Annotated in this window: 14 protein-coding genes and 4 pseudogenes; 6 read left to right on the forward strand and 12 right to left on the reverse strand. The window is 69.9% G+C overall.

Features of this window, described 5'->3' with window-relative positions; genetic code table 11:
• Nucleotides 1-171 precede the first annotated feature (171 nt).
• Nucleotides 172-1,462 (reverse strand): annotated as a pseudogene (locus H3H54_RS15045) (Gfo/Idh/MocA family protein).
• 132 nt (nt 1,463-1,594) lie between these two features.
• Here H3H54_RS15045 and H3H54_RS15050 point away from each other — a divergent pair.
• Nucleotides 1,595-2,044, forward strand: a complete 450-nt coding sequence (locus H3H54_RS15050; RefSeq protein WP_262424496.1) for a hypothetical protein — start codon at nt 1,595-1,597, stop codon at nt 2,042-2,044.
• 90 nt (nt 2,045-2,134) lie between these two features.
• On the opposite strand, the gene H3H54_RS15055 is transcribed toward H3H54_RS15050, so the two are convergent.
• Nucleotides 2,135-3,463 carry a nitrate/nitrite transporter gene (locus H3H54_RS15055; RefSeq protein ID WP_262424497.1) on the reverse strand — a complete coding sequence of 443 codons (1,329 nt, stop codon included), beginning with the start codon at nt 3,461-3,463 and terminating at the stop codon, nt 2,135-2,137.
• 543 nt (nt 3,464-4,006) lie between these two features.
• Here H3H54_RS15055 and trpB point away from each other — a divergent pair.
• A pseudogene (gene trpB, locus H3H54_RS15060) lies at nt 4,007-5,169 on the forward strand (tryptophan synthase subunit beta).
• A 41-nt stretch (nt 5,170-5,210) separates the two neighbouring features.
• On the opposite strand, the gene H3H54_RS15065 reads toward trpB, so the two are convergent.
• Nucleotides 5,211-6,302: a histidinol-phosphate transaminase gene (locus H3H54_RS15065; protein WP_262424498.1), complete on the reverse strand. Its 1,092-nt coding sequence runs from the start codon at nt 6,300-6,302 to the stop codon at nt 5,211-5,213.
• Nucleotides 6,303-6,439: 137 nt separating this feature from the next.
• Here H3H54_RS15065 and H3H54_RS15070 point away from each other — a divergent pair, with 137 nt between their 5' ends.
• Nucleotides 6,440-6,853 (forward strand): phage holin family protein, encoded by a 414-nt coding sequence (locus H3H54_RS15070; RefSeq protein ID WP_262424499.1) that lies wholly within the window; start codon nt 6,440-6,442, stop codon nt 6,851-6,853.
• 64 nt (nt 6,854-6,917) lie between these two features.
• Nucleotides 6,918-8,336 carry an adenylosuccinate lyase gene (gene purB, locus H3H54_RS15075; protein ID WP_262424500.1) on the forward strand — a complete coding sequence of 473 codons (1,419 nt, stop codon included), beginning with the start codon at nt 6,918-6,920 and terminating at the stop codon, nt 8,334-8,336.
• A gap of 104 nt (nt 8,337-8,440) precedes the next feature.
• Here purB and H3H54_RS15080 read toward each other — a convergent pair.
• Nucleotides 8,441-9,165, reverse strand: a pseudogene (locus H3H54_RS15080) (SDR family oxidoreductase).
• 66 nt (nt 9,166-9,231) lie between these two features.
• Between H3H54_RS15080 and H3H54_RS15085 the strand changes: the two are divergent.
• A complete protein-coding gene (locus tag H3H54_RS15085; RefSeq protein WP_316249053.1) occupies nt 9,232-9,855 on the forward strand; it encodes a CPBP family intramembrane glutamic endopeptidase in 624 nt (207 codons plus the stop codon).
• Nucleotides 9,855-9,983 carry a hypothetical protein gene (locus H3H54_RS19140; RefSeq protein WP_316249054.1) on the forward strand — a complete coding sequence of 43 codons (129 nt, stop codon included), beginning with the start codon at nt 9,855-9,857 and terminating at the stop codon, nt 9,981-9,983. The genes H3H54_RS15085 and H3H54_RS19140 overlap by 1 nt, the downstream gene beginning before the upstream one ends.
• Nucleotides 9,984-10,021: 38 nt before the next feature.
• Here H3H54_RS19140 and H3H54_RS15090 read toward each other — a convergent pair whose 3' ends face one another.
• From H3H54_RS15090 to H3H54_RS15125, 8 genes and pseudogenes are all read right to left on the reverse strand, one after another.
• A complete protein-coding gene (locus H3H54_RS15090; protein ID WP_262424502.1) occupies nt 10,022-10,348 on the reverse strand; it encodes a rhodanese-like domain-containing protein in 327 nt (108 codons plus the stop codon).
• A 112-nt stretch (nt 10,349-10,460) separates the two neighbouring features.
• Nucleotides 10,461-11,207, reverse strand: a complete 747-nt coding sequence (locus tag H3H54_RS15095) for a hypothetical protein (RefSeq protein WP_262424503.1) — start codon at nt 11,205-11,207, stop codon at nt 10,461-10,463.
• A 115-nt stretch (nt 11,208-11,322) separates the two neighbouring features.
• A pseudogene (locus tag H3H54_RS19725) lies at nt 11,323-11,808 on the reverse strand (FtsX-like permease family protein); the annotation flags it as partial.
• Nucleotides 11,805-12,608: an ABC transporter ATP-binding protein gene (locus H3H54_RS15105; protein ID WP_395963785.1), complete on the reverse strand. Its 804-nt coding sequence runs from the start codon at nt 12,606-12,608 to the stop codon at nt 11,805-11,807. The pseudogene H3H54_RS19725 and the gene H3H54_RS15105, both read right to left, overlap by 4 nt.
• Before the next feature lie 594 nt (nt 12,609-13,202).
• Nucleotides 13,203-13,988: a phosphate ABC transporter ATP-binding protein PstB gene (gene pstB / locus H3H54_RS15110; protein WP_262424505.1), complete on the reverse strand. Its 786-nt coding sequence runs from the start codon at nt 13,986-13,988 to the stop codon at nt 13,203-13,205.
• A gap of 28 nt (nt 13,989-14,016) precedes the next feature.
• On the reverse strand, nt 14,017-15,180 hold the full coding sequence (gene pstA, locus H3H54_RS15115) for a phosphate ABC transporter permease PstA (protein WP_262424506.1): 1,164 nt from the start codon (nt 15,178-15,180) through the stop codon (nt 14,017-14,019).
• Nucleotides 15,181-15,189: 9 nt separating this feature from the next.
• Entirely contained in the window at nt 15,190-16,152 is a 963-nt protein-coding gene (gene pstC, locus H3H54_RS15120) for a phosphate ABC transporter permease subunit PstC (RefSeq protein WP_262424507.1), read from the reverse strand.
• A gap of 122 nt (nt 16,153-16,274) precedes the next feature.
• Nucleotides 16,275-17,414 carry a phosphate ABC transporter substrate-binding protein PstS gene (locus H3H54_RS15125; RefSeq protein ID WP_262424508.1) on the reverse strand — a complete coding sequence of 380 codons (1,140 nt, stop codon included), beginning with the start codon at nt 17,412-17,414 and terminating at the stop codon, nt 16,275-16,277.
• Between the last annotated feature and the right edge of the window lie 182 nt (nt 17,415-17,596).

Below are 17,596 nucleotides of genomic sequence, written 5' to 3' on the forward strand. Positions count from 1 at the left end.
GTTATACAACCCCCTTGCCTAATGGGCGGGGCCGCAGTCCGGGCAACCACATGCTGCGCACGGGACGGGCTGCCGCCCGCGAGGACGGCCAGGAACGTCCTCCCCGAAGACTGCGGGCCCGACACCATGAGGTGCCGGGCCCGCAGTCGGGTCAGATCGGATCACATCGGGTCACTCGATGACGGTGCCCTTCGCCGCCTCCTGCGCGGCGTACAGCGCCTCGAGGTCGATCGGCTCCTGGTCCGCATCGAGGTCCTGGACCGGCAGCGGGCAGTCGCCGAGGTCGCGGATCTCGAGCCGCTCGCCGGCCTGGTTCATCGACTGGTGCGCGATGACGCCGGGCAGGGTGTAGCGGGCGGCCTGCCAGGCGTTGACCATGGGCTGCATGCCGTCGACCACCGCGCGGGCGAAGTCGTCGACCAGGAAGTGGTGGGCGCCCTCATGCCCGTTCGGCATGCCCTGGAACTCCTTGGGCAGGCGGGGCTGGTTGTGGGCGGCCGCGGCGCCGGCCACGAAGGCGTCACGCAGCGTCGGGGAGACGTCCGCCAGGCGCGGATCATCCAGGCTCATAGTGGCCTGGGTGCTGATCAGATCGGTCACCTCGAGCACGCGCCGCTTGTCGTGCCAGTAGGTGACGTCGATGGTCTCCTCGAAGCTCGACTCCTCGCCGAAGAAGCGGAAGCGGGACTCGCGCTTGTGGCTGGGGTAGCCCACGCGGCGCAGCTCGTTGGTGCGGAAGGCGCCGCCGTTGTCCATCCCGAACAGGGCGAAGGCGTTGGAGACGTCGTTGCCGAACATCGAGACGTCCTTGTCGAACACGCCGTCGCCGCGGGTGTCGGGACGCCCCAGCGCCGAGACGGACACGGCGTGCCGCTCCCCCAGCACGCCGAGGATCCCGCCGATGGAGTGGGTGGGGTACAGCAGCGGCGGGTAGGAGGCGGTGGCCTTCCAGTTCTCGCCGCCGGAGTACTTGTAGGCGTCGTAGAAGCCAAGATCCATGTCGTGGACGTAGTCGCCTTCGGCGTAGAACACCTCGCCGAAGGCCGGAGCGGTGGATGCGGCGGGCCAGCACCACGGCGGCGTTGTACTGGCTGGTCTCGCCCATCATGTAGACCAGGCCTGTGCGCTGGACCTCTTCGGTGATCTGGCGGATCTCGTCCTCGTGGATCGCCATCGGCACCGCGGAGTAGACGTGCTTCCCGGCGCGCAGTGCGGCGAGCGCGTGCTCGCCGTGGGTCCAGCGCTGGGTGAAGATCGCGACGGCGTCGACGTCCGAGGCGAGCAGGTCCTCGAGGGTCTCGAAGCGCTTGGCGAATGCCACGCCCCGAGCTTCGACCGCGTCGATCCGCTCGGGGACGGAGTCGACGGCGTAGAGCGCATCGATCTCGGGGTGGGCGGCGAAGAGCTCCGCAAAGTGGGAGCCGAACTGTCCGATCCCGACGATCCCCAGCGTGAACGACATACTTCCTCCTTGAAATTAAACTATGGGGGAACGTTACGCCAGATCGCGACGGCGCGGCAAGCCCTCACCGGCAGCACCCGCACGACGTCCGTTCCCCTTGCCCTGCGGTGACGGCGGTCGCACACTGTCGGCATGGCTGAACCGGAACCAGGCATCTCCGACATCCCTTCCTGGCGTCGCCACCACGCTGCGGCCCGCGCACACTACGACGCGGTCGCTCGGAGCGTGACGGACGCCGACGCGCCGACCCCCTCCGGCACCTGGACCGCCGCCGAGGTGCTCGCCCACGTGAGCGAGGGGCATGACGCGGCCGACGGGGAGATGGTCGATCACCTCGTCCAGCTGCAGATGCTGACACTCGATCTCGCAGTCCACACCTGGGACCTCTCACGCTCCCAGGGGCTCGAGCCCGCCACGGACGAGAACCTGCACCGAGCACTCCACGCGGCGTTCGCGCCGCACACGGCGCTCATGGCCCAGGAGGACGCCTTCGCCCCGCCGGTCCCCGTCGGCCCCGGGGCTGCGCCGCTGGAACGACTCGTCGGCCTGTGCGGCCGGGACCCGGCATGGTCCCGACCGTGAAATCGACCCCGACCTCGATCGCGAATTCACTCGTGGTCCCGACTGTGAACCCGACCCTGGGCTGCGTCCTGGTCCCTGTGTCCTGGTCCCTTACAGCCGGCGCCAGCGCCCCGAGCGCCAGACGTCGCGCCACAGCGGGACCTCGCGACCCTGCGCCGACATTCTGCGCCGCAGCGTGCGGCGGGTGAGCAGCATCCCGATCACCCCGACCGCAAGCATCGGCAGCTGCACCGCGAACGCGAGCCGGAACGCTTGGAGGTCGTAGTTCCCGTCGGGCCGCAGCAGGTCCAGCACCACGCCGATGAGCAGGATCGCGAGCAGGCCGCCGATGAAGCCGCCCATGATCACCACGCCGGTCGCGGTTCCCAGCCGGTGGCGGGCCAGGTCTGTGCGCGGGAAGTCGAAGCCGACGCTGCTGGCCGGCCCGCCGATCGAGAAGCCGGAGACCAGCACGATGAGCAGCCAGATCGGGGCCGGTCCCGGCCACAGCACCAGCGCGAGCAGGGGCACCACGATGGTGGCGACGATCAGCAGCACCAGGGTGGAGCGGCGCAGCGGGTGGCGCTGGGTGAGGGCGCCGATCAGCGGGCCGCCGATGATGGCGACCACCACCAGCACGGTCATCACCGCCGAGGCCGCGGGCCGGCTGAGCCCCTCCCCTGCGGTGAGATACGGGTATCCCCACATCATGGAGAAGGAGATGCCCGTGAAGCCGGCGGTGAAGTGGGTGAAGAAGCCCAGCTGGGTGGAGGGGTGACGGATGATCCGCGCAAGCACCAGCGGGATCTTGGTGAGGTCCTGCTTCACCCGCGGGCGAGGAATACCGGGCGGGGTCGCCCGCACCACCAGCAGGGCCAGCATCGCGGCGACCGCGCTCACGGAGGCGGCCGAGGTGAAGGCTGTGCTCCAGCCGGCAATGGTCAGCACGGCCACGAAGGGCACTGCCGAGGCGATCTGCCCGACCTGCCCGAGGATGCCGGTCAGCTGGGTGAGGACCGGGACCCGCGCCGCGGGGAACCAGGCCGGGACCAGTCGGATCGCGCTGGAGAAGGTCAGCGCATCGCCCGCGCCGAGGATGATGCGGGCCCCCATCGCGACGCCGATGGTCTCCGTCTGGGCCATCAGCAGCTGCCCGCCGCCCATCAGGAGCGCCCCAGCGACGAGGGTGACGCGGGAACCGTAACGGTCCAGCAGCAGCCCGGCGGGGATCTGACAGATCGCGTAGACGGCCAGCTGCAGCACCACGAAGGTGGAGACGATGGTGGCGGAAGCGCCGAAGCGTTCGGTGGCCTCGAGCCCGGCGACCCCCATCGTGGTGCGCTGCAGGACCGCGATCGAGTAGGCGGTCACCGCAGCGACCCACACCACGTAGGCGCGGGCCCCGCCGAGGACGGGGGCGGGCGCGGCGGGGGTGCTCATGGTGGTCCTTCGTGGAGGTGGGGAGGGGTCTGGGGCAGTCGGACCGGGCACCTCGGGCGCCCTTCCCGCAGCGGCAGGGACCCGACCGCTCCCGAGGCTATCGACGCCAGCGGCCGGAGTGGTAGTGGTGTCCGCCCCTTGCCGCCGGTGAGAACCGTCGTCCCCCCTGGCTCACGATCCCCTCCCCGGCGCAGGCCCTCACGATCCACAGGCCGGACCGTGCCTCACGACGGCTCCACCGCGGGCTATCGTTCCTGCCATGCGCCTCGCGACGATCAGCTGGTGGACCGCCTGAGGGCGGTCCCCTGTCGCATGCGCTGACACAGAAGCCGCCCGCTGCCGGGCGGCTTCTTCCTGCAACGGAGCAGCCCGGGACGGGCCCGTACCCCTGAGGATCCTCATGACCGCCATCGCCCCGCACACGGCACCCTCGGCAGACCCTTCGTCGGCCGCCCCCGCACCCTCGCCGAGGCCACCGACCTCACCCGCTCCCCGCAGTTCGTCGGCAACTCCGGCGGCCGCTTCGGGCAGTACGGCGGCGCGATCCTGCCGCCGCCGCTGGTGGGCCCGATGGCAGAGGTCGCCTCGGCCTACGAGGAGGCCCGTCACGACCCGGAGTTCTATGCCGAGTACACGCGCCTGCTGCGCGACTACGTGGGCCGTCCCTCCCCGATCTCCCCGCGGATCGTCTCTCCGACAGCCTCGGCGGGGCCCGCATCCATCTCAAGCGCGAGGATCTGAACCACACCGGCGCGCACAAGATCAACCACACCGTCGGCGAGGCGCTGCTGGCGAAGCGGATGGGCAAGCGCACCCTGATCGCGGAGACCGGCGCTGGTCAGCACGGGGTGGCGCTCGCGACGGCCGCTGCGCTGGTGGGGCTCGAGTGCGAGATCCACATGGGTGCGGTGGACGTCGCCAAGCAGCACCCAAATGTGGTGCGGATGCGCCTGCTGGGCGCGAAGGTGGTCTCCGTCGAGGCTGGTCAGCAGACCCTCAAGGAGGCCGTGGACTCTGCCTTCGGCGTCTACGCCGCGGATCCGGAGCGGTACCTCTTCGCGATCGGTTCCGTGGTGGGCCCGGCCCCGTTCCCGGATCTGGTGCGCGACTTCCAGTCCGTCGTGGGCCGCGAGACCCGCGCCCAGTTCCTGGCCGCGCATGGCCGCCTGCCCGATGCGGTGATCGCCTCGGTGGGCGGGGGCTCGAACGCGATGGGCGCCTTCACCGCCTACCTCGAGGACCCGGGCGTCCGCCTGATCGGTGTGGAGCCGGGTGGTCAGGGCGATGAGCCCGGCCAGCACGCGGCCACGATGACCTTCGGCCGCCCCGGGATGCTGCACGGGATGGAGACCCTCGTCCTCCAGGACGAGGCGGGCGATCCTGGCGAGGTCCATTCGATCGCCTCGGGCCTGGACTACCCCGGCGTGGGCCCGCAGCACGTGCACCTGCGCGACGCGGGCCGGGTGGAGTACGTCAAGGAGGGCGACGACGCGGTGCTGGATGCCTTCCAGCGGCTCAGCCGCACCGAGGGCATCATCCCGGCGCTGGAATCTGCCCACGCCCTGGCCCGCGCGATCCGCCTCGCCCCCACGCTGCCCGCGGAGACGAACCTGCTGGTGAACCTCTCCGGCCGCGGCGACAAGGACATCGACTACGTGGCCGAGAAGCTCGGGATGAGCGGGGAGGCCGACGAGGTGGTGCGCTGAGGCGCGCCGCGCCGGCGGCGGTCTGACGATCCTGCCGGGCCTCAGCGCTCGCGCCAGGCCCCGGCGATCTCGATCAGGCGGTCGTTCGCCTCCTGCTCGGCGATCGTGGCGCGCACCCCGTCGGTGCCGTAGGCGCGCAGCACCAGCCCGCGCGCGTCGGAGAACTCGGCGAACTCGGCGCTGCGCTCCCCCAGCGGGAAGTAGACGAAGTTGCCTTGGCTGGCGGGAAGCTCCCAGCCCTGGGTGGCGAGCGCGCGCATCACCCGGGAGCGTTCGTCGCGGATCCACCCGGCGCGGTGGTCGAGCTCGTCCTGCACCTCAGGGCGCAGGCTCACCAGCGCTCCCGCCTGGGCGGGGAGGCTCGCCCCGAAGGGCACCGTGACCTGGCCGAGCGCACGGGCAAGGCGCGGGTGCGCCACCGCGTAGCCGATCCGCAGCCCTGCCAGGCCCTGCAGCTTGGAGAAGGTGCGCAGCAGCACCACGTTGCCGTGGCGGCGGAAGAGCCCGGCGGTGCCGAGCACGGTGGCGGGGTCGTGGAACTCCCGGTAGGCCTCGTCGATCGCGACCACCACGTGGTCGGGCACGCGGGCCAGGAAGCCCTCGACCTGCTCGGTGGACAGCGACGGCCCGGTGGGGTTGTTCGGTGTGCACAGCAGGATCAGCCGGGTGCGGTCGGTGACCGCCGCCGCCATCGCCTCGAGGTCGTGCTCGCCGCTCGCCGTGAGCGCCACCGGCACGGGCACCCCGCCGTGGGAGCCGACCAGGATCGGGTACGCCTCGAAGGACCGCCAGGCGAAGACCACCTCGTCGCCGTCACCGACCAGTGCCCGTACCAGGTCTCCGGAGACCGCCACGGAGCCCGTGGACAGCGAGACCTGGGAGGGATTCACGCCGTGTTCCGTCCCGAGCGCGGTGCGCAGCTCCTGCGCGGCCGCATCCGGGTAACGGTTCGCTCCCTCGAGCGAGGCGACCACGGCGTCCCGCACCGCTTCGACCGGTGGGAAGGGCGATTCGTTCGAGGAGGCCTTGTAGCGCACGACGCCGTCATCGGCGGCGGGCTTGCCGGCGACGTAGGCGGGCAGGTTCTCCAGGGCAGGGCGCAGGCGGATGTTCTCGGCGGGCTGATCGGACATGATGCCAGGGTATGCCGCTGCGCAGCCCGGTGACGGAGCGGTCCGACGGGAGTCCTGGTGCGGGCTGCAACGCCCTCACCCCGCATGAGGGGGATAACCCTGATGCGCTGTCCAGCCTCTGGGCGGACAATGGGGCCATGAGATTCCTCGGTCACATCATCGTCACCGGCCTCGCGCTGTGGGTCACCGCTCTGATCCTGCCCGGTATGCACCTGGGCGACGACAGCGCCACCACGCTCACCCAGGTCCTCACCATCGCGGCGATCGCGCTGATCCTTGCGCTGATCAACGTGATCGTGAGGCCGATACTGTCCTTCCTCACCCTCCCCATCACCTGCCTCACGCTGGGACTGTTCCAGCTGGTCATCAACACACTGATGCTGCTGCTCGCGAGCTGGGTGTCGGGCCTGTTCGATCTGACGCTGGCGTTCGACAGCTTCTGGTGGGCGCTCGGGGCCGGCGTGATCATCGGGATCCTCTCGGCGATCGTCGAAGGGGTCACCGGTCTGCGCAACGACAGGGGTGACCTCGCCCGTTCGACCGGCGAGTGAGCTGCCCGGTCCGCGAGCGGGACATCGACGGCGCGGAGGGTGCCAATTCTGGGAGGATGGGCCCATGGCTCATTCCTTCGCGGACATCACCCCGCAGATCGCCCTGACCCCGCTCGACGGCCGCTACCGCGCGCAGATCGCGCCGCTGGTCGACCATCTCTCCGAGGCGGCACTGAACCGCTCCCGCCTGGTGGTGGAGACCGAGTGGATGATCCACCTGCTCGATCAGCAGGTCATCCCCGGGCTGCGCACCCTCACGGACGACGAGCGTGCCCTGCTGCGCGCCATCCCCGAGGACTTCGGCGCCGAGGGCATCGCCGAGCACGCCGAGATCGAGCGCGAGACCGTCCACGACGTCAAGGCGATCGAGTACTACATCAAGCGTCGCCTGGCAGGCTCCTCGCTCGAGCCGCTCGCCGAGGTGGTGCACATCTACTGCACCAGCGAGGACGTCAACAACCTCTCCTACGCCCTGATGGTCAAGGGCGCGGTGGAGCAGGTGTGGCTGCCGGCGCTGCGCGAGGTGATCGCGGATCTCACCGCCCTCGCGAAGGACGCGGCAGAGGCGCCGATGCTCTCGCGCACCCACGGCCAGCCCGCCACCCCGACCACGCTCGGCAAAGAGATCGCCGTGTTCGCGTACCGCCTGGGCCGGCAGGAGCGCCGGATCGCGGCCGACGAGTACCTCGGCAAGATCAACGGCGCGACTGGCACCTACGCCGCCCACGCGGTCTCGGTGCCCTCGGCGGACTGGGAGCAGGTCTCCCGCAGCTTCGTCGAGCATCTGGGGCTGACCTGGAACCCGCTGACCACGCAGATCGAGTCGCATGACTGGCAGGCCGAGGTGTACGCGGACATCGCCCGCGCCGGCCGGATCCTGCACAACCTGGCCACCGACGTGTGGACCTACATCTCGATGGGCTACTTCCGTCAGCGCCTCTCCGCCCAGGGCGGCACCGGCTCCTCGACCATGCCGCACAAGGTCAACCCGATCCGCTTCGAGAACGCCGAGGCGAACCTCGAGATCTCCGGGGCGCTGCTGGACTCGCTGTCCTCGACGCTGGTCACCTCGCGCCTGCAGCGGGACCTCACCGACTCCACCACCCAGCGCAACATCGGCCCCGCGATCGGGCACTCGCTGCTCGCGATCGCGAACATCCGCAAGGGCCTCGCAGGGCTCGACGTCGACGCCGACGCGATGGCCGCCGATCTCGACGGGAACTGGGAGGTGCTCGGCGAGGCCGTGCAGTCGGTGATGCGCACCCTCGGCGTCCAGGGCGTCCCCGGCCTGGACAATCCCTACGAGCGGCTCAAGGACCTCACCCGCGGCCACCGCGTCGACGGCGAGGGCATGCGCGAGTTCATCGGCTCGCTGGGCCTGCCGGAGGCGGAGCAGCAGGAGCGGCTGCTGGCGCTGAGCCCGCACACCTACGTCGGCTATGCCGCGGGCCTGGTCTCCCGCCTGGACGACAAGCAGGCCTGACCAGGGCGCAGACCGGTCCGGTCACCTGCCGACCGTTGCGCAGTGGGCGCTCTGAGCTGTCGGAACGCCCACTGCGCAACGGTCGACGAGGTTCGGACCGCCCCTCAGCCGATCTCGCGGGGCCGCAGGTCGATGGTCGCGATGACGGCGTCCTGCGGGACGCGCAGCGCGAAGCCGATCGCCGCGGCGACCGTGGCGGGGCGCAGGTACCGCTCCGTCTCGTAGGCCCCGTCCTCCGCCGCACGCAGCTCATGCTGCATATCGGTGTCGACCCGGCCCGGATGCACCGAGCTGACCCGCACCCCGTGGCCGAGCTCCTCCTGCCGCAGCGCATCGGTCCAGGCGCGCAGCGCGAACTTCGAGGCGGAATAGGCGCCGCGCTCGCCCTTGGCGTTGTATCCGGAGCCCGAGTTCACGGCGACGACCGTGCCCCGTGCCTCCCGCAGCGCAGGCAGCAGCAGCCGGGTCAGCTCCGAGACGGCGGTGACGTTGACTGCGAAGTTCTGCTCCCAGTCCGCGGCGCTCAGCTCTTCGACGCTGCCGTTGACCAGGATGCCGGCGGAGTGCACCACACCCGCGAGCCCGCCGGGCAGGTCCAGCGCGGCCACAGCGGAGGCCGTCGCGGCATAGTCCGTCAGCTCGGCCACGAACACCTCGGCCGAGGGCAGCTCGGCGGCGAGCGCCGCCAGGCCCTCTTCATCGCGCCCGCCGAGGATCAGGTGATGGTCCGCCGCGAGCTCCTGGGCGACGGCGCGGCCGATCCCCGGTTCGCACCGGTGATCAGGACTGCAGGGCGGGAGGAACGGGGAGAGGGGTGCTCTGTCGTCATGCTCCGAGTCTGACACGAGGCCGACCTGCCGGGCCCTGCAGGTGAGAGCATGACCGGGTGGAATCGATGACCCCGAGCCGAGCCTGGCTGCATGCCGAGGTGCTGATCGTGCTCGGCCTGTCGCTGGGGCGCAGTGCCGTGTACTCCCTGCTCGCCCTGGCGCAGGCGCTCGCGGCTGGCCCGCTGTCGGAGCAGTCGACCGCGCTGAACAGCTCTCTGCGCGAGGACCCCTGGCTGGATCTGCTCCACCAGCTGCTGACGGTCACCTTCGCCCTGGTGCCGGTCGCGCTGGTGGTGCTGCTGCTGACCCTCACCGCCGGATCGCTCCGGCAGGCGCTGCAGGATCTGGGGATGGACCTCGGCCGCCCGCTGCGAGACCTCGCCCACGGCGTGCTGCTGACGGCCGGGATCGGGGTGCCGGGCCTCGCCATCTACTACCTGGGCAGGCTGCTGGGAGCCACCGTCGAGGTGATCCCGGCGGCGCTGGACACCCACTGGTGGACGCTGCCGGTGCTGGTGCTCCACGCGGTGAAGAACGCCGTGCTGGAGGAGGTGATCGTGGTCGGCTACCTGTTCCAGCGGCTGGAGCGGCTGGGCTGGTCCGCCCGACGGATCATCATCGTCTCCGCTGTGCTGCGCGGGGCGTATCACACGTACCAGGGGTGGGCCCGGGGCTCGCGAACCTGGTGATGGGGCTGGTGTTCGGTGAGTGGTACCGCCGAACCAGGCGCACGCTGCCCCTGGTCATCGCGCACACCGTGCTGGATGTGTTCGCCTTCGTGGGCTACGCCCTGCTGCGGGACGTCATCTCCACCTGAGCCCCGCCAGGGGCCGCAGCGGCAGCACCCTCAGCCGTTCAGAGGATGTACGCCTCGCCGTCCCCGTCGGACTCGATCGGCAGGCCGGACTCGAACCACATGTCCATGCCGCCGGCGACGTTGATCGCCTCGTAGCCGTTGGCGTTCAGCCACTGGGCGACCTGGAAGCTGCGGCCACCGCCGCGGCACACGATGTACAGCGGATCATCGGTCTCGGGCAGCTGCTCGAGGTTCTCCATCAGCGAGCTGGCCGGAAGATGCTGGGCGGCGGCGGCATGGCCCGCATCCCACTCGTTCTGCTCGCGCACGTCGATGAGGTGCGCGCCCTCGGGGATGGCGTTCGGGGCGACGTTCTCGGGATTCATGATTCCAGCCTAGCGGCCGCCCCGGCACCGGTGGACGCAGGACGACGGACGACCGATCCGGGAAGCGATCGGTCGTCCGTCGGCGACGCTGGAGCTCGGCCGCGGAACCCGCTCAGGCGGCCCGCACCGCGTAGCGCCTCACCAGCGGTGAGCCCACCAGCACCGCGGCGATCACCAGGGCGTAGGCGCCGAGCACGCAGAGCAGATACTGCACCGCCATCATGGGGTCGCTCGGGGCGCCTCCGAGGAAGGTCGTCAGCACCAGAAACGCGGTGCCGGTCGCGATCAGCGAGCTGAGTCCCACGGGGACCGCGATCTCGGCGAGGCGGGCACGGTGCAGCTGGCCCACCTCGGCGCCCGCGATGTGCTGGGCGCGCAGGCGCGGAGCCTGGTCGATCACGCGGGCGGTCTGGGAGACCCCGGTGCTGACCGCGGCGAGCACCGCAGCGATCCCCAGGGTGAGGAGCCCGCCGGTGGTCATGGCGGTGAACATCATCGCCTCCTCCGGGTTGGTGGCCTCGCCGAGAGTGGCGATCATCGTGAGGAAGCCGGCGATGACCAGGGCGAAGGTGATGCCGGAGACAGCCCTCCAGCCCGCTCGCGGGTCGCCGGCCAGGCGCCGTGCCCCCACCATCAACGAGGGGATGGGCGCGATCTTCGCGAGCGCCAGCGCGGTGATCCACACGATGAAGGGCCCCACGACGTTGATCCCCGCCACGATGGCGGCGACGAACAGCACCATGATCACGATCGCGGCCATCCCGCCCCCGGCCCCGCCCATGAGGGCGGCGCCGATGTTCATGAACACGATGAAGCCGAGGATCAGCGCACCCCAGAGCACCACACGCATGACGGACATGCGCACCACCCGCGAATCTCGGGCCACCCAGCGGGCTGAGCACGACCCCGGCGAGGGACACGGCCGCCGAGCCGACCGCGGTCAGCACGAGGGCGACCACCAGCACGGGATACGCCCACACCGGCAGCAGCAGATCGGCGACGGTGAACGGGGCGATCCCGAAGTCGAGCCGGGTCAGGGCCGGGGTCACCGCCACGTGCGCTCCGAGGCCGAGGATCGCCCCCAGCAGCGACTGGGCGGCCACGTCGAGCACCGCCACCGAACCGACCTGACCGCTGGTGCCGCCGACCAGGCGCATCGCAGCCAGGTCCTGCTCGCGGCGCGCCAGGGACAGCCGTGCGGCGGAGCCGCCGAGGCCGACGGCGCTGGGCACCAGCAGCACGGAGGCGATGAGCGCGCAGATCGCGAGGAACGGCATGATCGACGCCTCGCCGGTCATCGGAGCCTCGCCCGCCGGGATCCGGCCGACGAAGGCTGCGGCGCCGCCGAGCACCGTCGCGGTGATCGCGGTCGCCGCGGCGAAGGCGATCACCGGCAGGACGTCGGCGAGGGCGCCGCGCCGGCGCAGCAGCAGCGGGGCGGAGGCGAGCAGGGCGTTCATCGGCCCACCACGCTGGTCTCGTCGGCGGCTGCCGGGCGCCGGCCCGCCGCGGTGGTCTCGTCGGCGGCCGCCGGGCGCACGAACTCCTGATCGATGCGGCCATCACGCATCGCGACGGTGCGGCGGCAGACCGCGGCCACCTTCGCGTCATGCGTGACCATGACCAGGCTGGCGCCGGAGTCCTGGCATGAGTCCACCAGCACCTGCAGCACCGACCGGCCGGTGACCTGGTCGAGCGCACCCGTGGGTTCATCGGCGAAGACCACCGAGGGCCGACCGGCCAGCGCGCGGGCGATCGCCACCCTCTGTGCCTGCCCGCCTGAGAGCTGGGTGGGGCGGCGGTCGTGCATGCCTGCCAGGCCCAGCCGGTCCAGCCACGAGGCCGCCTCGGCTGTCGCGGAGCGGCGGGAGGTCCCGCCGAGCATCCTGGGCAGGATCACGTTCTCGATCGCGGTCAGCTCCGGCAGCAGTTGCCCGTCCTGGAAGACGAACCCGAAGTCGCTGCGACGCAGCCGGGTGCGGCGCCGGTCTCCGAGGGTCGCGATGTCGGTGCCGTCATGGTGCACGGTCCCTGAGGTGGGTTCGAGGATGCCGGCGAGGATGTGCAGCAGGGTCGTCTTGCCGCATCCGGACGGGCCCATCACGGCGATCGAGTCAGCGCGGGCGATGTCGAGGTCCACGCCGTCCAGGGCGCGAGTGGTGGTGCCACCGGTCCCGTAGGTCATCAGCAGGCCCCGGGCCGACAGCGCCGGGGACGGGTGCACCATCCCGGGCTGCGCGACCTGGTGTGAGCCGGGCATCGGCGGTGGGGTCGCCGCGGGCTGCGGGACCTGGTCGGATGTCGTGGCGGAAGTCGGTGAGGAAAGGGCCGTGTGTGCGAGCGGGCTGGTGTTCATATCCTCAGACTCCCGCGCGCACCCCTTCGGGCGCGTCCGTCCCGGGGTCCGTTCCACCCCTCGCGGGTCAGACCCTGGTCTGACCCGCACGGGATACCGGCGTCACGGCGCGGTCACTGTCCAGCCAGCCACGCGGCACGCCCCGCCCCATGCTGCTGCACCCCCGCCCCCACACACGGCACGCCCGCCGAGAACACCGATACCTGCCGCAAACGGGCGATATCGGTGTTCTCGAGGGGCTGCCGTCGGAGTGTCTCCAATGCCCCGGTGATCACGCCCGGCCACACCGACCCGGGCGGCGCCACGCTGCACTCCAGCCCCCACGCTGCTGCGCTCCCCGCCCCGACACACGGCACACCGAACGAGAACACCGATACCTGCCACAAACGGGCGATATCGGTGTTCTCGGTCTGCTGCCGTCGGCGTGTCCCGACGGGGGTGGATCAGGCTCCGCCCGACCCGCTGATCTCCTACCGCTCCTCCGTCGCAGTACGTCGATCAGCCGAAGCGACCCGAGATGTAGTCCTCGGTCTGCTTGTTCGTGGGGTTGGTGAAGATGGTGTCGGTGTCGTCGATCTCGATGAGGTGGCCGGGCTTGCCCGTGCCGGCGATGTTGAAGAAGCCGGTGCGGTCGGAGACGCGGGAGGCCTGCTGCATGTTGTGAGTCACGATCACGATCGTGTACTCCTGCTTCAGCTCATGGATCAGGTCCTCGATCGCGAGGGTGGAGATCGGGTCCAGTGCCGAGCAGGGCTCGTCCATCAGCACGACCTCGGGCTCGACCGCGATCGTGCGCGCGATGCACAGGCGCTGCTGCTGACCACCGGAGAGGCCCATACCGGGCTTGTCCAGACGATCCTTGACCTCGTTCCAGAGGTTCGCGCCCTTGAGCGCACGCTCGGCAAGATCATCCGCCGCGGAGCGGGAGATCCGGCGGTTGTTGAGCTTCACCCCTGCCAGGACGTTGTCCCGGATCGACATGGTCGGGAAGGGGTTCGCCTTCTGGAACACCATGCCCACGCGGCGGCGCACGTTGACCGGGTCCACGCGCGGGTCGTAGATGTTCTCGCCGTTGATCTCGACCTTGCCGGTCGCGTACGCACCGGGGATCACCTCGTGCATGCGGTTCAAGGTGCGCAGGAAGGTCGACTTCCCGCAGCCGGAGGGGCCGATCAGGGCGGTCACCGAACGTGGCCGGATCTGGACGTCGACACCCTCCACAGCGAGGAAATCGCTGTAGTAGATGTTCAGGTCCTCGACGTTGATGGGCTGGGGCGCTGCCATCAGGTGTCCTTTCGCGTGGGGCGACAGCTCAGCGGCTGAGCTTCGGGGAGAAGTAGTGGCTGATGAGACGGGCGACGATGTTCAGCAACATCACGATGACGATCAGGGTGAAGGCGGCGGCCCAGGCACGATCGATGTTGGTGGTGATCGAGCAGGCGTACACCTCCTGGTTGACCGGGTTGGTGACAGTCTCACTCATGCAGTTCGCGTTGCCGTTGCGGTACTGCTGGTTGATGAACGTCGGCAGGGTCGCCATGCGCCCGTCGAACATGTCCCAGTTGACCGAGGTGACCATGCCGACGGTGAGCAGCAGCGGTGCGGTCTCGCCGATGACCCGGGCGATCGCCAGGGTGATACCGGTGGTCAGGCCTGCGATCGCGGTGCGCAGCACGACCTTGACGATGGTGAGCCACTTCGGCACGCCCAGCGCGTAGGAGGCCTCGCGCAGGTCCATCGGGACCAGGCGGAGCATCTCCTCGCTGTTGCGCACCACGGTGGGGATCATCAGCAGCGACAGTGCGACCGCGCCCATGATGCCCATGCGCACGCTCTGGTCCGGCATGAAGGCGATGAACAGGGCCAGCCCGAACAGGCCCGCCACGATCGAGGGGATGCCGGTCATGACGTCCACCAGGAAGGTGACGCCCTTGCCGAGGGTCCGCTTCCAGCCCTGATCCGCGTACTCCACCAGGAAGATCGCGGTGAACAGGCCGACGGGGATCGAGATGATCGAGGCCCACAGGGTGATCAGCAGGGTGCCGACGGTCGCGTGGAACACGCCTCCCGCGTCGGCGCCGCCGATGATCCCGGACATATCGGTGGTCCAGAAGGACAAGATGTTGGGCTTGGCGGCGAGCACGCGCGTCATCCCGCGGCTGACGACCTCCCAGAGCAGGGAGAGCAGCGGGAACATCGCGATCGCGAAGGCGCCGATCACCAGCAGGGTGACCAGGCGATCCGTGGCCCAGCGGGGTCCCTCGCGGACCAGCGAGTACACCCAGCCGAACAGCAGATGCAGCACGAAGCCGAGCAAGATCGCGCTGAAGATCGAGAGTGAGTCCGTGATGGACAGCACGGCGATCGCCACCAGCAGACCGGCGATACCGGTGAAGATCAGGTGGTACCAGGGCAGCCGGCGCTCATCGGTCGAGCGGACCGAGATCGGGGCCTGGACGGAAGTCGAGGAGCTCATGGTGACCTCTCAGCTCTTGGGGCCGCTGCGGGCGACGATCCACCGGGCGATGGCGTTGATGATGAACGTCAGCACGAACAGCACCAGGCCGGTGAAGACGAGCAGGGACATGTCGACGCCGGAGGCCTCCGCCTGCTTCGAGGCGATGTTCGCGGCGATCGAGTTGTGCCGCCCCACCTCGAGGATGTGGAGGGAGAAGGTCGCCCCGGGGGCGAGGATCATCAGCACGGCCATGGTCTCGCCGAGGGCGCGGCCGAGACCGAGCATCGACGCGGCGACCACGCCGCCGCGCCCGAAGGGGAGCACGACGGTCTTGATGGTCTCCCAGCGGGTCGCACCGAGAGCGAGCGCGGCCTCCTCCTGGAGGAGCGGCGTCTGCAGGAACACCTCCCGGGACACTGCCGTGATGATCGGCAGCACCATCACCGCGAGCACCACGGAGGCGGAGGCCAGGTTCCGCATCGGAGCGGAGGGATCGCCTGCGAACAGCGGGATCCAGCCGAGGTAGGTGTTGAGGAAGACGTACAGCGGCTCCAATTTGGGGACCAGCCAGATACCGCCCCAGAGCCCGTAGACCACCGACGGCACCGCAGCCAGCAGGTCGATCATGTAGCCCAGACCGGAAGCCAGGCGGCGCGGGGCGAAGTGCGAGATGAACAGCGCGATGCCGATGGAGATCGGAATCGCGATCACCAGGGCGATCGCCGAGGCGAGCACCGTGCCGTAGATCAGCGGAAGAGCGGTCTCGATGAGCGAGAACTCCGCCGTTCCCGAGAACTCCTGGCTCGCGATGATCGCCGGCATCGACTCGGTGGTCAGGAAGACCGCCACCGCCGCGAGGGTCAAGAAGATGAGGACCCCCGAGCCGATGCTCAGGTAGGAGAAGATCGAGTCACCGACGCGCCGGCCGCTGGTCCTCATGGACGCGGGTTGCGCGGTCGGCGATTCCGACTCGAGATCAGTGGTGCTCATTGGCGCCTTCCTCAGAGCTCACGGGGCTGTGGGGTGATGCTGGGTAGTGCGGAGTGCCGAGTCGCGGCTGTGCCGCCGGGCCAAGACTGGCCCGGCGGCACAGCTTCGTGCACGTGGCAGGATCAGCCGACGGTGATGCCGTCGATCGCAGCCTGTGCCTCGGTGCGCAGCTCATCGGAGATCGGTGCGGAACCGGCGTTCTCCTCGCCGGCCGCCTGGCCCTCCTCGGAGATGATGTAGGACGCGTAGGCCTTGACCGCCTCGCCCTCGGCGGAGTCGGCGTAGGAGCCGCACAGCGCGAGGTAGGAGATCAGGACGATCGGGTACACACCGGACTCGGTGGTGGTGCGATCGAGCTCCACGACGATGTCGTTCTCGGCGCGACCCTCTTCACGGGGCGAGACGTCGACAGCCTTGGCTGCGGCCTCGCCGGTGAACTCGACGAACTCCTCGCCGACCTGGACGTTGACCGTGCCGAGGTTGCCGGCCTGCGACGCGTCGGCATAGCCGATGGTGCCGTTGCCGCCCTCGACGGTGGAGATCATGCCGGAGGTGCCGTCACCGGACTGGCCACCTTCGATCGGCCAGGTCTCGATGGGGCCGTGGGTCCAGGCATCGGGAGCGTTCTCCGAGAGGTACTCGGTGAAGTTCTCGGTGGTACCGGAGTCGTCCGAGCGGTGGACGGGGACGATGTCCAGGTCGGGCAGATCGGCATCGGGGTTCAGCTCGGCGATCGCCGGGTCGTTCCAGCTGGTGATGTCGCCGGCGAAGATGCCGCCGATGACCTCGGCCGAGAGATCGAGCGAGTCGACGCCCTCGAGTTTGAAGACGACCGCGATCGGGGAGATGTACACGGGGAGGTTGAAGGCCTGCTCGCCGTTGCACACCTCGGCGGAGGTTGCGAGCTCCTCCTCGTCGAGGGCGGCATCGGTGCCGGCGAACTTGACCTGGCCGGAGAGGAACTGCTCGCGGCCGGTGCCGGAGCCGGTGGGGTCGTAGGTGACCTGGATGTCGCCACCCTCGGCCTGCACGAGGCCCATGAAGGACTCGGTCCACGCGTTCTGGGCGTTCTGCATGGAGGACGCGCCGGAGCCGGCCAGGTTGCCGCTCAGCTCGGCGTAGCCGCCGGCCGAGGCACCGCCGTTGTCGGAGCCGTTGCTGTCGCCGTTGCCGGCGTCGGCGCCACCACAGCCGGCCAGGGCGAGGCCGCCCACCAGTCCGAGCGCGGCCAGCGAGACGAGCTTGTTCTTACGAACGTTCACTACGAGTCCTTTCGGGGCCGTCGGCCCGGAATCCTGTACTGCGAGGAGGTCTGACAGCGGGGACGCTAAGGAGGTCAGATGACGTGCCACCCGCCCTTGCATGAACAGCAGGTGAACACCCCGCCGGGCAGTATGAACTCACAGGTCAGAAGCAGGATACGAACAGGTCACAGTGACTCGCG

This window comes from Brachybacterium sp. Z12, from assembly GCF_014400405.1.
Classification (GTDB): Bacteria; Actinomycetota; Actinomycetes; order Actinomycetales; family Dermabacteraceae; genus Brachybacterium.